Below are 14,364 nucleotides of genomic sequence, written 5' to 3' on the forward strand. Positions count from 1 at the left end.
GCCGTCAGGTAAACGCCCTGGTACACGACAAGTTCTGACAACTTCTCACGGGGTGCGCGGCGTCGCGGACACCGCCGGCGGCCCGTACTCCGCGGAGGCGGACGGCTCCGTGGACACGGGTGGCGGCATCGGGTCCTGGCGGCCCGTCGACGCGCCGCGGTAGACCGCGGTGAAGGCGAGCGCGACCATGCCGATGCCCATCAGGAGGGCGAGCATCCAGGCGACGGGGCGGTGCCAGCGGTTGTGGCCGCCGTAGCCGCCCTGCCTGCCGTACCCGTCCTCGGTGAACTCGCGGTCGTACACGTCGTCGAGGTCCGGGTCGTGGCCGAACTCGCCGCCGTCGTCCGGGCCGAAGCCCTCGTCGTAGAGGTCGTCCTCGGGCGATTCCCGGCCCGGCCCCCGGGTGCGGGCCCGGCGGTTCTCGGCCTCGGAGGCCTCGGCGCGCGCCTGGGCGGCGGCCAACAGCCGCTCCACCGCGGTGGGTTCATGGACTTCGGCGGCCTTGACGAAGTCCTCGTCGAAGACCACGGAGGCGAACTCTTCGTCCGCACCCCCGTGGTCGCGGTCGTCGTCGGGCTCCCAGCCGTCAGGAAACGACGGCGTGCCCCCCACGTCCTCCGGCACCCTTCCAGCGTAGACCCGGAAGGGGCAATCTGGGCAGACGGTACGGGAATTGGGCCCGTGCGGGAATTCAGCGGATGTGACCGTCGCCGGTGACGATGTACTTCGTCGACGTCAGCTCGGGAAGCCCCATCGGGCCCCGGGCGTGCAGCTTCTGCGTGGAGATGCCGATCTCGGCGCCGAAGCCGAACTGGCCGCCGTCCGTGAAGCGCGTGGAGGCGTTCACGGCGACCGTCGTGGAGTCCACGAGCTGGGTGAAGCGGCGCGCGGCCTGCTGCGAGGTGGTGACGATCGCCTCGGTGTGCCCGGAGGTCCACAGGCGGATGTGCTCGACGGCCTGCTCCAGGGAGTCCACGATGCCCGCCGCGATGTCGTACGAGAGGTACTCGGTCTCCCAGTCCTCCGTGGTCGCGGGCACGACGGTGGCCTTCGACCCGTCGGCGTACGTGATGACCCGCTCGTCGGCGTGCACGGTGACCCCGGCCTCGGCAAGGGCGTCCAGGGCGCGCGGCAGGAAGGCGTCGGCGATGTCCGCGTGCACGAGGAGCGTCTCGGCGGCGTTGCAGACGCTGGGGCGCTGGGCCTTGGAGTTGATGAGGATGTCGACGGCCATGTCCAGGTCGGCGTCGGCGTCCACGTAGACGTGGCAGTTGCCGGTGCCGGTCTCGATGACCGGGACGGTGGACTCCTCGACGACGGTCTTGATCAGCGAGGCGCCGCCGCGCGGGATGAGGACGTCGACGAGGCCGCGGGCGCGCATCAGCTCGCGCACCGAGTCGCGGTTCTCGCCCGGCACGAGCTGGACGGCGTCGGCGGGCAGGCCCGCTCCGTGAACGGCGTCGCGAAGGACCCGCACGAGCGCCGTGTTCGATTCGTACGCCGACGACGAGCCCCGCAGGAGCACCGCGTTGCCGGACTTCAGGCAGAGGGCGGCGGCGTCCACGGTGACGTTCGGACGGGCCTCGTAGATGATCCCGACGACGCCCAGCGGGACGCGGACCTGGCGCAGGTCGATGCCGTTCGGCAGGGTCGAGCCGCGCACGACCTCGCCGACGGGGTCGGGCAGGCCCGCCACGTCGCGCACGTCGGCGGCGATGGCACGCACCCGCTCCGGGGTGAGCGTCAGACGGTCGACGATGGACTCGCTCGTCCCGGCCTCCCGGGCACGGGCGGTGTCCTTGCCGTTGGCCTCGATGATCTCGGCGGTGCGGACCTCGAGGGCGTCGGCGATCGCCAGGAGCGCGTCGTCCTTGGCGGCGCGCGGCAGCGGCGCCAGCGTCGCGGCGGCGCCGCGGGCGCGGTAGGCGGCCTGGGCGACGGGCGAGAGGTTGTCGTACGGCAAGCCCGAGAACGGAGGGGTGAGGGACGTCATGTCCGCAGCGTAATGGGGACCGGCCGGGGTCCACCCGCTGTTTCAGCAGCCGAGACCGGTGTGCCCACGACGGCTCAAAAAGGGTGCACGCCCACCGGGGTCGCGGGCAGCGGGCCGTACCCCTCCGCGATCCGCTGGTGGTATGTGTCGCGGTCGATCACTTCGAGCCCCACGATCTCCCACGGCGGGAGCTGCGCGCTCTGCCGGTGCTCCCCCCAGAGCCGGAGCGCGACCGCGGCGGCGTCGTGCAGGTCGCGGGCCTCTTCCCAGTACCGGATCTCCGCGTGGTCGGGGGCATACCTGCTGGTCAGCAGGAAGGGGTGGTCGTGCGCGAGCTGTTCGAGACCGCGCCTGACCTCTTTCAGCGGAGCTTCGGCCCCCGAGACACTCAGGGTGACGTGCCACAGACGGGGCGCCTCCACCGTCTCGCCCTCCGGTCTCTCGTCCGTCTCGCCCGCCGCTTGCGTGTCGGTGTACGTCGCCCCCGCGGCGACGCTGGTCAGGGACCGCTCAGCCGACGCGCGGGACGACGCTCCCGGGCGCACTCGTCTCACGACGGCCTCCTCTACGCAATGGTGGTGCGGATACGCAATGGTCGTGCGGAAGTGTCTGGAACAAAGTTGAGCAGGCCAAGCGCCCCCGCGGGGCGGTTTTGGGGAGTTTCACCTCGCAGGGGCCGGTCGGCGCGCGGCGTTCGCGCCTGTTTTCGGCCGGGGGCCGCTGGGGCCCCTGTGACTCCTGGGACGACGAGACCGCGCGCGAGGGGGGTGGCGAAGGGCTAGTCGTGCAGCAGGGCGAGGTCGTCGCGGTGCACCACTTCCCGCTCGTACGCCGGTCCGAGCTCCCGCGCGAGCTCCCGCGTGGAACGGCCCAGGAGCTGCGGAAGCTCCTTGGCGTCGAAGTTCACCAGACCGCGCGCCACGGCCCGCCCCGCGGTGTCCCGCAGCTCGACCGGATCGCCCGCGGCGAAGTCGCCCTCGACCGCCGCGATCCCGGCGGGCAGCAGCGATTTGCGCCCCTCGACGACCGCGCGCACGGCCCCGTCGTCGAGCGTGAGCGCGCCCTGCGGCTCGGAGGCGTGCTGGAGCCACAGGAGCCGGTCGGCGGAGCGGCGGCCGGTGCGGTGGAAGTACGTACCGGTGTCGCGGCCCGCGAGGGCGTCGGCGGCGTGCACCGCGGAGGTCAGGACGACCGGGATGCCGGCGGCCGCGGCGATCCGCGCGGCCTCGACCTTGGTGACCATGCCGCCGGTGCCGACGCCCGCCTTGCCCGCGCTGCCGATCTGGACGTGCGCTATGTCGGCGGGGCCCGTCACCTCGGAGATCCGGGAGGTGCCGGGCCTGGCCGGGTCGCCGTCGTAGAGGCCGTCCACGTCCGAGAGCAGGACGAGAAGGTCGGCGCGGACGAGGTGGGCGACGAGCGCGGCGAGCCGGTCGTTGTCGCCGAAGCGGATCTCGTCCGTCGCCACGGTGTCGTTCTCGTTCACGACGGGCAGCGCGCCCATCGCGAGGAGCTGGTCGAGGGTGCGCGACGCGTTGCGGTGGTGGGCGCGGCGGGCCATGTCGTCGGAGGTGAGGAGCACCTGCCCGACGCGTACGCCGTAGCGCGCGAGGGAAGCGGTGTAGCGGGCCATGAGAAGGCCCTGGCCGACGCTGGCGGCCGCCTGCTGCCTCGCGAGGTCCTTGGGGCGCCTGCGCAGGCCCAGCGGCGAGAGCCCGGCGGCGATGGCGCCGGACGAGACGAGCACGATCTCGCGCTCGCCGCCGCTGCGGCTCTTGGCGAGCACGTCAACGAGCGCGTCAACGCGATCGGCGTCCAGACCTCCCGACGCGGTGGTCAGGGACGAGGACCCGACCTTGACGACGACCCTGTGGGCCTCTGCGATGCCCTGCCTTGCCCCAGCCACGTGCTTCCCCAATTGATCCCGAAGATCCCATTCCCTGCCGGACCAGCCAATCTACGCGAGTGCCCAGGCGGGGCGCCCCAGCATTTCGAGGGGCGGACCGAGGACTCCCCCGAGGTAGAACACGGCCCCGAGGTTCAGTACCTTTGCCCCTTTATCCGGTGATTGACGTCACGGAAGATTGCTACAGGGCCACCGCACGTCATACGGTCAGTGGTCGCCTTGCTCGACATCCCCCCCCGTCCGATCCCCCCGATCCCCCGCCAGGAGCCCAAGCCCGTGCCCTCTGCCGGACTCGCATCCCGCCGCATCGTGCAGCTCTCCGCGCTGTTCGCGATGTTCGCGCTCTTCACGGCCCAGCTCGTCAGCGCGCTGGTCCCGTATGTACCGGTGTTCATCGCCGCGTCGGCGGCGAACCTCGCGCTGGACGTCTATCTGCAGTACAAGCAGCCGGGCCTCCTCTCCCTCCTTGGCAAGATCCGCTTCGATGTCACCGTCAGGCAGCTCCTGCGCGACATGCTGATCCTGGTCGGCCTGCTGCGCATCGACGGCATCGAACCGCTGGCCGAGCAGTCGCCGCTGACCATCTCGCTGCTCGCCTTCTACTTCCTGCACTTCGGCTGCCAGGCCACCGCCATAATGGTGCGCCGCCGCCGCCAGCTGCCGATCGTCACGCGCAACATCGACACGTCCGAGCTGCACCTGACCGCGGCCCCGCCGCGGATCCTCTCGCGCCGCCAGGCCCACCGCCTGCTCACGTTCTCGATCCCCGCCACGGCAGGCCTGATGGTCACCGCGGGCACCACGGACGCGTACTGGGGCGGCATCGGCCTGGGGATCTCCATCGCCCTGATGGGCCTCGGCGCTGTCTACCTCGCCACGTGGCTGCTCCCCAAGAAGCGCGCGAAGAACGACGAGAAGGTCATGGAGTGGCTGGACAACTGGCTGGCCGACTACCAGCCGTCCGTCGCCATGTACTTCTCGGGCGGCGCCACGTCCGCGTACCAGGCGAACATGTGGCTCTCCACGCTCTCCAAGCTCGACGGCAAGCCGCTGATCGTGCTGCGTGAGCGGTTCATGGTGCAGAAGATCGACGCGACGGACGTCCCGATCATCTGCTTCCCGAAGGTCGCGACGATGTTCTCCCTGGAGACCTCGACGCTGAAGATGATGCTGCACCCGGCGAACGCCGCGAAGACCTCGCAGGTCCTGCGCATCCCGACGATCAAGCACGCCTTCATCAACCACGGCGAGAGCGACAAGCTGTCCTCCTGCAACCCGTACGCGAAGGCGTACGACGAGGTGTGGGTGGCCGGACCCGCCGCGCGCGACCGCTACCAGGCCGCCGACGTGGGCGTGGACGACAAGGACGTGGTCGAGGTCGGCCGCCCCCAGCTGTCCCCGATCCTGCGGTCCACGGGCGCCCCCACGGGCCCGTTCACGACCGTTCTGTACGCCCCCACCTGGGAGGGCTGGGACGGCAACCCCGGCAACACGTCGGTGACCCTCGCGGGCGAGAACATCGTCCGGCACCTGCTCGCCGACCCCGGCGTCCGGCTCATCTACAAGCCGCACCCGATGACCGGTTCGCAGGACCCGCGCGCGGGCGCCGCCAACGAGCGCATCAAGGCGATGATCCGCGAGGCCGCAGTCAAGCGTTCCGGCGAGCGTCCCGGCCAGGACGCCCTGGCCGAACTGTCGCGCCGCACCGCCGACCTGGACCGGCTGACCTCGACCGCGTTCCGCAAGAGCGTGGACGAGATGGAGCGCATGATGCTCCAGGGCACGCCGGACGGCGACCAGCAGGCGGCAGTCGCCGAGGCGACGGCGGCGTGGGAGGCCGCGTACTGGGCGTCGTTCCCCGAGTGGGAGCACCAGATCATCACCACCGCGCGCCCCGCGATCTTCTCCTGCTTCAACCAGGCGGACCTGCTGATCAGCGACGTCTCCTCGGTCGTCTCCGACTGGCTGACGAGCGAGAAGCCGTACGCCGTCGCCAACACGTCCGGCATGTCCGAGACGGACTTCCGCGCGGGCTTCCCGACGGTGAGCGCGGCAGCGATCCTCTCCCCGACCGCCGAGGGCGTCCCGGCGCTCCTGGAGGCCGTCCGCTCTCCGGAGAAGGACACGCACGCCGACGCCCGCCTGGCCCTCAAGGAGCACCTCCTGGGCCCGTCGGACCCGCCCTCGCTGGTCCGCTTCAACGAGGCGGCCCTCGCGCTCTCGGCCAAGGCCGACGAACGCCGCATCCGCATGGCCACCCGCATCGACGCGGAGATCCCCGGCCAGCGGGCGGCGGAGGACGCGGCGGAGGAAATGGAGTCCGACCCCACCGAGCAGAACGGCGCGGAGGACTCGGTAACGGCCTAAGAGCGCCCCGTCAGTGGGCGCCCTGTAAGGGGCGCGGGGCTGTGACATTTGCGGCTCCGCCGCGTGGGCGCGCCAAGCCCCCACGCACCCGCACGGTGCACGCACAAGAGAAGGGCCCCCGGAGCAAAAGCTCCGGGGGCCCTTCTCACTGCTCTGGGCGCCCCCGCCAGAGACCGCCTAGAACGGCTCGAAGTCGTCGTACGCCTTCTCGGCCTCGTCCCGCTCGGTGTCCCGGTCCCGGCGGCGCTGAGCGGCCGGACGGGGCTCCTCGAGGCGGTGGTCCTCGCCGCGGCGGCCGAGCATCTCCGCGCCGGCCATCACCGAGGGCTCCCAGTCGAAGACGACCGCGTTCTCCTCGGGGCCGATGGCGACGCCGTCGCCGCTGCGCGCGCCCGCCTTCATCAGCCCTTCCTCGACGCCGAGCCGGTTCAGCCGGTCCGCGAGGTAGCCGACGGCCTCGTCGTTGTTGAAGTCGGTCTGGCGCACCCAGCGCTCCGGCTTCTCGCCGCGCACGCGGTAGATGCCGTCGTCGCCGAGCTTGACGGTGAAGCCCGTGTCGTCCACGGCCTTGGGCCGGATGACGACCCGGGTCGCCTCCTCCTTCGGCTTCGCGGCACGCCCCGCGGCCACCACCTCGGCGAGCGCGAAGGACAGCTCCTTGAGGCCCTTGTGCGCGATGGCCGACACCTCGAAGACGCGGTAGCCGCGTGCCTCCAGGTCAGGCCTGACGAGGTCCGCGAGGTCCTGGCCGTCCGGTACGTCGATCTTGTTGAGGACGACGACCCGCGGCCGGTTCTCCAGGCCCGCGCCGTACTCCCTCAGCTCGGCCTCGATGATGTCGAGGTCGGAGACGGGGTCACGGTCGGACTCGAGGGTCGCCGTGTCCAGGACGTGCACCAGGACGCTGCACCGCTCGACGTGCCGCAGGAACTCGAGCCCGAGGCCCTTGCCCTGGCTGGCGCCCGGGATCAGGCCGGGCACGTCGGCGATGGTGTAGACGGTCGAACCGGCCGTCACCACACCGAGGTTGGGGACGAGCGTCGTGAACGGGTAGTCCGCGATCTTCGGCTTGGCGGCGCTCAGGACCGAGATCAGCGAGGACTTGCCCGCGCTGGGGTAGCCCACGAGCGCGACGTCCGCGACGGTCTTGAGCTCCAGGACGACATCGCCGCTCTCACCGGGCTCGCCGAGGAGGGCGAAGCCGGGCGCCTTGCGGCGGGCCGATGCGAGTGCCCGGTTGCCCAGGCCGCCGCGGCCGCCCTGCGAGGCGACGTACGTCGTGCCCTGGCCGACCAGGTCGGCCAGGACGTTGCCGTCCTTGTCGAGGACGACGGTGCCGTCCGGCACGGGCAGGACCAGGTCCTGGCCGTCCTTGCCGGAGCAGTTGTCGCCGGCGCCGGGGGCGCCGTTGGTGGCCTTGCGGTGCGGGGAGTGGTGGTAGTCGAGCAGGGTCGTGACCGACTGGTCGACGACCAGGATCACGTCACCGCCACGGCCGCCGTTGCCACCGTCAGGGCCGCCGAGCGGCTTGAACTTCTCACGGTGGACGGAGGCACAGCCGTGGCCCCCGCTACCCGCGGCGACATGCAGCTCGACGCGGTCCACGAAGGTGGTCATGGGATGTGCCTCCAGAAAACGTACGAAAGGTTAAGGGCGAAATGCCCTTAGGTGTAACACGCGAAGGGCGGACCCGCTTCCCGACAGGGAAGTGAGGTCCGCCCTCGCGAAGAACCTGTTCTACGGAAGCCTGATTCAGGCGACCGGAACGATGTTCACGACCTTGCGGCCACGGTGGGTGCCGAACTCCACCGCACCGGCGTCCAGCGCGAACAAGGTGTCGTCCTTGCCACGGCCGACGCCCGAGCCCGGGTGGAAGTGGGTGCCACGCTGGCGGACCAGGATCTCACCGGCGTTGACGGTCTGACCGCCGAAGCGCTTCACGCCGAGCCGCTGAGCATTGGAATCGCGCCCGTTCCGAGTGGAAGATGCGCCCTTCTTGTGTGCCATGTGTTCTCAGTCCCTTACTTCGCAGCCGTGGGGATACCGGTGACCTTGATCGCCGTGTACTGCTGGCGGTGACCCTGGCGACGGCGGTAGCCGGTCTTGTTCTTGTAGCGAAGGATGTCGATCTTCGCGCCCTTGTGGTGGTCCACGACCTCGGCCGTGACCTTGATACCGGCAAGCACCCACGGGTCACTCGTCACGGCGTCGCCGTCGACAACGAGCAGCGTAGAGAGCTCTACGGTGTCGCCAACCTTGGCGGTGGGAAGCTTGTCAACCTCAACGATGTCGTCGACAGCAACCTTGTGCTGGCGACCACCGCTGCGCACGATGGCGTACACGGATCTCTCTTTCGCTCGGAACGGGACCCCCGCAGTCCAGCCGGCCGTTCGCACAGCCAGCCTCTCCCGAGCGCCGGGGCGCCGGAAGGAAATCAGGGTTTACAGGGGTAGGACGTGCTAGTAACACGCCGACGGTCAAGATTACGGGGCTGGGCCGGACGGGTCAAACCGGCTTCTCGCCGTCCGGCGGCAGCGGCTTGACGCCCTTGCACAAGTCGGTGGTGTCGGCCTTGCCGGGCCAGGCCACCGTGCGTACGCGGTCGAAGTGTCCGCGGTACGCGTCGTGCACCGAGTCGTCGTCGATCTTGATGATCGCCTCGTCGTTCTCGCGCAGCGCCGGCGCCGTGTAGTTCTGCGAGCCGGTGAAGGAGAGCTTGTTCTGCTTCCCGTCGTACTTGCCGTCGATGAGCAGGTACTTCGAGTGGATGATGTAGGGCGTCACCAGCTTGGTGCCGGGGCGCAGCGGGTCCCGGTCGTCGTTGAAGCAGCGCAGGGTCGGCCCGCCCGCCTTGTGCAGGGCCTCCCAGGTGCCCGGGGTGCCGCCCTGGCTCTTGGCGCTGTCGGTCTCGGCGTAGACGATGCTGACCGTGCAGCCCGCCTTCTTGAGCGAGACGAGCTTGTCGGCGATCTGCTTCCGGGTGATCTTGAAGATCGAGGCGCGGATGTTCGTGTGCCGGGCCACCCCGGCCGCGTCCCGGTAGTTGCACTGCACGTTGTTCAGGACCGAGTACATCGTGTCGGTCTCGTTGACCGTGCCGGAGCGCGGGAAGAAGTACGCCTTGTAGAGGCCGTCGCTCACCGTGCGGTAGTCCCAGTTCCGCCAGTCCTTGCGGATCATGTCGGCGAAGTAGTCGGAGTACGCCTCGTACATCGTCGGGTTGTTCGGGAGCTGCAGCGCGTCGTTGAAGAACTTCGTGTGCGCGGAGGGCGTCGAGTTCGACGTGGTCTGCACGACGACGTCCCTGGCGCCCTCGACCTCGGAGAACAGCCAGAACTTGTTGTGCATGATCGACTTGCCGTACGCGGGGTCGCCCAGGCACGACTTGTTGGCCGGGCAGAGCGTCACGAAGGACGGCCTGGTCCTGTCGGTGCCGAGCTCCACCGCGAGCCTGCCGTACGCGGTGTTCGTGGGGCGGTCGCTCCTGCTGGACTCGTCGAGCACCATCTGCACGCGCACACCGCGGTTCTTGGCCGCCACGAGCGCGTCCACGACCGGGGCCTCCCACACGTGGTAGACCGCGACCTTGATGGTCGAGCCCGGCACGGCTGCGTTCGTCAGCTCGATCAGCCGGGTGCGGATCGCGTGCTGCTGCTCGGGGGTGCCCAGCGGGTCGTTGAACAGCGGGGCCTCGACCAGGGGCGGCTCCCCGTCGGCCGCCGCCGTCCCCACGGCGCTGACGGTCTGGATACCCGCCGCCGACAGGACCGTCGCCAGCGCGACGGCCCGGCGTCCGCCCTTGACCTGCTTCACGGCACGGTGACGTCCCGTGCCTCCCAGGCGACCGTGCGCCATCGTCCACCCCTCCCCTGACACGAACGGAACGTCTCCCCAAACGCCACGCTCGCGTGTTCCTGCACCAACCGCATGAGTTTTACAGGTACTTCACCGTGTTCCAACAGCCAGGTGCCCCCGGCACGGTGGATTCACCGTGCCGGGGGCACCCGGTCATACGTACGGACCACGAAGGGGCAGGTCAGCCCTCGTCTGCCGCGGAGGCCTTGACACCGGCCGGTGCCTGCTCCGCGGCGGCGGTCTTCTTCGTCGTCTTCGACGCCTTCTTGGCCGTCGTCTTCTTGGCGGCCGTCTTCTTGGCCGCGGTCTTCTTGGTGGCGGCCTTCTTCGTGGCCGTCTTCTTGGCGGCGGTCTTACGCGTCGCCTTCTTGGCCGGAGCGGCTTCCTCCGCGTCGGCCTCGGACCGCTCCGTGGCCTGCTCCGCGCTCTGCGGGGCCTGAGCGGCCTTCTCCGCCGACGGGACGACCAGGACGGCCGCCTCCTCGGACGCGGTCGGCGCGGTGGCCTTGCGGACCGCACGGCGGCGCGGACGGGCCGGGGCGGCGTCGGCGGGGGCCTCGGCCACGACCGGCTCGGCCACCGGCTCCGCGACGGGCTCCGCCTTGGGCGCCTCGGTGACGATCACCTCGGCGGCTTCCGGCTCGGTGCTCTGCGCGCTCTTGGGCGAACCGGCGGGCGCCGTCGCCTTGCGGGTCGCACGACGGCGCGTACGCCCCTTGGGAGCGGCGTCGTCCACCGGCGCCTCGGGGGCGGCCTCGACGGCGGGAGCGGGCTGCGGGGCAGCCTCCTCCTGGGCCGGGGCGGCCGGAGCCTCGACGACCGGGTCCTCGGCGGCCGGAGCCTCGGCCGTGGCGGCCTGCCGGGACTTGGAGCGCTTCTCCGACTTGGGCGCGCTCTCCGCGTGCGGGGCGCCGGCCGGAGCCGAGGCCCTGCGGGTCGCCCTGCGGCGCGAACGGCCACCACGGGACGAAGCGGCCGCCTCGGCCTCGGACGCACTGCTGTAGAGCTCCTCGTCCGGCACGAACTCCGGCTCGGGAAGCGCCACCGGGGCGGCGGCCTCCGCCGCGACCTCGGCCTCGGACTCGGTCTCGACGTCGGCCTCGTCGGTGCCCTCGTGCTCGTGGTCGTGCTCGTGCGTGTGCTCCTGACCCTGCTCGGAGCCGCCGCGGCCGCGCTTCTTGCGCTTGCCGCCGCCACCGGCGGAGGTCGGCTGCTCCATGTGCACGATCACGCCGCGGCCGTTGCAGTGGACGCAGGTCTCGGAGAAGGACTCCAGGAGGCCCTGGCCGACCCGCTTACGGGTCATCTGCACCAGGCCGAGCGAGGTGACCTCGGCCACCTGGTGCTTCGTGCGGTCACGGCCCAGGCATTCGAGCAGACGGCGCAGGACCAGGTCCCGGTTGGACTCGAGCACCATGTCGATGAAGTCGATCACGACGATGCCACCGAGGTCGCGCAGGCGCAGCTGGCGCACGATCTCCTCGGCTGCTTCGAGGTTGTTCCTCGTCACGGTCTCTTCGAGGTTGCCGCCCTGCCCGGTGAACTTGCCGGTGTTGACGTCGACGACGATCATCGCCTCGGTCTTGTCGATCACCAGGGAGCCGCCGCTGGGCAGCCAGACCTTGCGGTCGAGCGCCTTCATCAGCTGCTCGTCGATGCGGTACGTCGCGAAGACGTCGACCTCGGAGGTCCAGCGCTGCAGGCGGTCGGCCAGGTCGGGGGCGACATGGGCGACGTATCCGTGGATGGTGTCCCAGGCCTCGTCACCGCTGACGATGACCTTCGAGAAGTCCTCGTTGAAGATGTCGCGGACGACACGGACGGTCATGTCCGGCTCGCCGTACAGAAGCGTCGGCGCGGCGCCGCCGTTCTTCGCCTTCTTCTGGATCTCTTCCCACTGCTGCTGCAGACGCTCGACGTCACGGCGCAGCTCGTCCTCGCTCGCGCCCTCGGCTGCGGTGCGCACGATGACGCCCGCGTCCTCGGGGACGATCTTCTTGAGGATGGTCTTCAGACGCGCGCGCTCGGTGTCGGGCAGCTTGCGGCTGATGCCGGTCATCGAGCCCTCGGGCACGTAGACCAGGTAGCGGCCGGGCAGCGAGACCTGGCTGGTGAGGCGGGCGCCCTTGTGGCCGATCGGGTCCTTGGTGACCTGCACGAGGACCGACTGGCCGGACTTGAGGGCCGACTCGATGCGCCGGGGGCCGTTGGCCATGCCGAGGGCCTCGAAGTTGACCTCACCGGCGTACAGGACCGCGTTGCGGCCCTTGCCGATGTCGATGAACGCGGCCTCCATGGACGGCAGCACGTTCTGGACCTTGCCCAGGTAGACGTTGCCGACGTACGAGGTGGCCTGCTCCTTGTTGACGTAGTGCTCGACGAGCACGTTGTCCTCGAGGACGCCGATCTGGGTGCGCTCGCCGTTCTGGCGGACGACCATCACCCGCTCGACGGCCTCGCGGCGGGCGAGGAACTCCGCCTCGGTGATGATCGGCACACGCCTGCGGCCCTGCTCGCGGCCTTCGCGGCGGCGCTGCTTCTTGGCCTCGAGACGGGTCGAGCCCTTGATGGACGTGACCTCGTCGACGCCGGTGCCGAGCTCGCGCTCTTCCTTCTTGCGCGGCTCACGGACCTTGACGACCGTACGCTCCGGGTCGCTCTCTCCGCCGTCCGCGTCACCGGAGTCACCGGCGCGACGGCGACGGCGACGGCGGCGACGGCTGCTGCTGGAGCCGGCACCCGAGCCGTTGTCGTCCGCGTCGTCATCGGCCTGCTCGGCCGTGTCCTCGGCGTCCTCGGCGGACTGCCCACGCTCGGCGGCGGGAGCGTCCGTGTCGGAGTCTGCGTCCGCGTCCTGCTGGTCACCGGAGTCGTCGGCGGACTCACCGCGGCGGCGGCGACGGCCACCACGACGGCGACGGCGGCCGTGCCGCTCGCCGGAGTCGTCGGACTCGTCGTTGTCGTTGTCGCTGTCCGCGGCGGTGTCCTCGGCCTCTTCGGCCTCGGGAGCCTCGGCCTCGGCGGGCTGCGGGGCGGCCTTGGCGGGCTCGCGCTCGGCGGCGGGCTGCTCGTCCGCGGCACGACGGCGGCGGCGACGGCGCGGGCCGGTCTCCTCCTCCACCACGGGTGCAGCGGCGACGGGCTGCTCGGCCTCGACCTCGGCCTCTTCGGCGGGCTCGTCGGCCGCTTCGGCGGCGGCAGCGGCAGCGGCGCGCTCGGGGGTCTGGAACATCGGCTCGGCGAACACCGGCGCCTGGAAGACGGCGACGGCGGGACGCGCGGGCTTCGAGGCGGAGTCGTCGTCGGCGTCACCGGCGCGCGCCTTGCGGGCACGCGTCGGGGCGGGCGCCGAGAATCCGGCGGCGGCCTTGCGGGTGGCACGGCGGGGCCGCCGCCCACGGGGCGCGTCGTCCTCGGCGGGCTCAGCCTCGGGGGTCTGGGTGCTCTCCACGGGCGCGGCGGCCTTCGGCTCCGCGGCCTTGGGAGCCTCGGTGGGCTCGGCAGCGGCCTCGGCGGCGGGCGCGGACGAGCCACGGGTCGCACGGCGGCGGGCACGGCGCGGGGCTGCGTCACCGGACTCCGGCTGCGCCTCGGGCGCGGCCTCGGCCACGGGCTCATCGGCGGCGGGCTCGGCGGCCACGGGCGCCGCGGCGGCGGCCTCGGCACTCTGCGGCGCACCGGCGGGAGCCGAAGCGCGGCGGGTCGCACGGCGGCGACGCGGGGCGGGAGCTGCTCCCTCGGCGGGCTCGGCATCGGCCGTCACCTCGGCGGCCACGGGCTCGGGGGCCTGCTCCTGCACAGGAGCCTCGGCGCCCTGCGGCGCACCGGCCGGAGCCGACGCACGGCGGGTCGCACGGCGGCGACGCGGCGCGGGAGCTGCTTCCTCGGCCGGTTCGGGCTCGGGAGCGGCGGCCACGGCGGGCTCTTCGGCGGCGGGGGTGGCCGGTATGGCCGGAGCCGCGCCTTCGGTGCTCCCGGCGGCCCCCACGGGCGGACCGGCGGGCCGCGACGCCGCACGGCGCCTGCGGCGCGGCGGCAGGGTGTCGCTGGGGGTGTTGTTGTCCGAGCCCTCAGTGGGTTCGTTCGGCTCAAGCATGCGGGCGGTTCTCCCGTCACGCTCCCGGGCGCCGCGCCTGGTCCGGTGATGTCCGCGGCCCTCGCTCACCTACGCGGGGCCGCCATCCGGGGGCGTGGGCGCCGCACGGGAGCTCTATGTGTCTGTCTCGCCGGTTCCGTACGCCCA

Annotated in this window: 10 protein-coding genes; 1 reads left to right on the forward strand and 9 read right to left on the reverse strand. The window is 71.4% G+C overall.

Translation table 11 applies throughout. The features are described from left to right. Positions 1-45: 45 nt before the first annotated feature. The 4 genes from ACZ6ZP_RS04475 to proB all read right to left on the reverse strand — a co-directional run bounded on the left by ACZ6ZP_RS04475 (position 46) and on the right by proB (position 3,899). Positions 46-624, reverse strand: coding sequence for an SCO2584 family spore wall biosynthesis protein (locus tag ACZ6ZP_RS04475; protein ID WP_351160504.1), 579 nt, complete (start codon positions 622-624; stop codon positions 46-48). Between the two features lie 67 nt (positions 625-691). After that, positions 692-1,993 carry a glutamate-5-semialdehyde dehydrogenase gene (locus ACZ6ZP_RS04480; protein ID WP_351160506.1) on the reverse strand — a complete coding sequence of 434 codons (1,302 nt, stop codon included), beginning with the start codon at positions 1,991-1,993 and terminating at the stop codon, positions 692-694. Positions 1,994-2,067: 74 nt separating this feature from the next. Beyond that, positions 2,068-2,547 carry a hypothetical protein gene (locus ACZ6ZP_RS04485; RefSeq protein WP_351160508.1) on the reverse strand — a complete coding sequence of 160 codons (480 nt, stop codon included), beginning with the start codon at positions 2,545-2,547 and terminating at the stop codon, positions 2,068-2,070. 224 nt (positions 2,548-2,771) lie between these two features. Continuing rightward, positions 2,772-3,899, reverse strand: coding sequence for a glutamate 5-kinase (gene proB, locus ACZ6ZP_RS04490; protein ID WP_383818858.1), 1,128 nt, complete (start codon positions 3,897-3,899; stop codon positions 2,772-2,774). 276 nt (positions 3,900-4,175) lie between these two features. On the opposite strand from proB, the gene ACZ6ZP_RS04495 reads away from it, so the two are divergent. Beyond that, positions 4,176-6,266, forward strand: coding sequence for a hypothetical protein (locus ACZ6ZP_RS04495; RefSeq protein ID WP_351160511.1), 2,091 nt, complete (start codon positions 4,176-4,178; stop codon positions 6,264-6,266). A gap of 177 nt (positions 6,267-6,443) precedes the next feature. Here ACZ6ZP_RS04495 and obgE read toward each other — a convergent pair whose 3' ends face one another. The 5 genes from obgE to ACZ6ZP_RS04520 form a co-directional block, all read right to left on the reverse strand. Further along, entirely contained in the window at positions 6,444-7,883 is a 1,440-nt protein-coding gene (gene obgE, locus ACZ6ZP_RS04500) for a GTPase ObgE (RefSeq protein WP_351160513.1), read from the reverse strand. Positions 7,884-8,018: 135 nt separating this feature from the next. Further along, positions 8,019-8,273 (reverse strand): 50S ribosomal protein L27, encoded by a 255-nt coding sequence (gene rpmA / locus ACZ6ZP_RS04505; protein ID WP_030564037.1) that lies wholly within the window; start codon positions 8,271-8,273, stop codon positions 8,019-8,021. A gap of 14 nt (positions 8,274-8,287) precedes the next feature. After that, a complete protein-coding gene (gene rplU / locus ACZ6ZP_RS04510; protein WP_160505004.1) occupies positions 8,288-8,608 on the reverse strand; it encodes a 50S ribosomal protein L21 in 321 nt (106 codons plus the stop codon). 163 nt (positions 8,609-8,771) lie between these two features. Then, positions 8,772-10,121: a phospholipase D-like domain-containing protein gene (locus ACZ6ZP_RS04515; RefSeq protein ID WP_351160517.1), complete on the reverse strand. Its 1,350-nt coding sequence runs from the start codon at positions 10,119-10,121 to the stop codon at positions 8,772-8,774. 181 nt (positions 10,122-10,302) lie between these two features. After that, entirely contained in the window at positions 10,303-14,217 is a 3,915-nt protein-coding gene (locus tag ACZ6ZP_RS04520; protein WP_469405502.1) for an Rne/Rng family ribonuclease, read from the reverse strand. Between the last annotated feature and the right edge of the window lie 147 nt (positions 14,218-14,364).

This window comes from Streptomyces sp. NPDC054047, from assembly GCF_055585065.1.

What these genes read in the sequence shown, in the direction of transcription:
- obgE (WP_351160513.1), bottom strand. Translation starts at nt 7,883, where the DNA reads ATGACCACCTTCGTGGACCGCGTCGAGCTGCATGTCGCCGCGGGTAGC.
- ACZ6ZP_RS04480 (WP_351160506.1), bottom strand. Translation starts at nt 1,993, where the DNA reads ATGACGTCCCTCACCCCTCCGTTCTCGGGCTTGCCGTACGACAACCTC.
- ACZ6ZP_RS04520 (WP_469405502.1), bottom strand. Translation starts at nt 14,217, where the DNA reads ATGCTTGAGCCGAACGAACCCACTGAGGGCTCGGACAACAACACCCCC.
- ACZ6ZP_RS04515 (WP_351160517.1), bottom strand. Translation starts at nt 10,121, where the DNA reads ATGGCGCACGGTCGCCTGGGAGGCACGGGACGTCACCGTGCCGTGAAG.
- rpmA (WP_030564037.1), bottom strand. Translation starts at nt 8,273, where the DNA reads ATGGCACACAAGAAGGGCGCATCTTCCACTCGGAACGGGCGCGATTCC.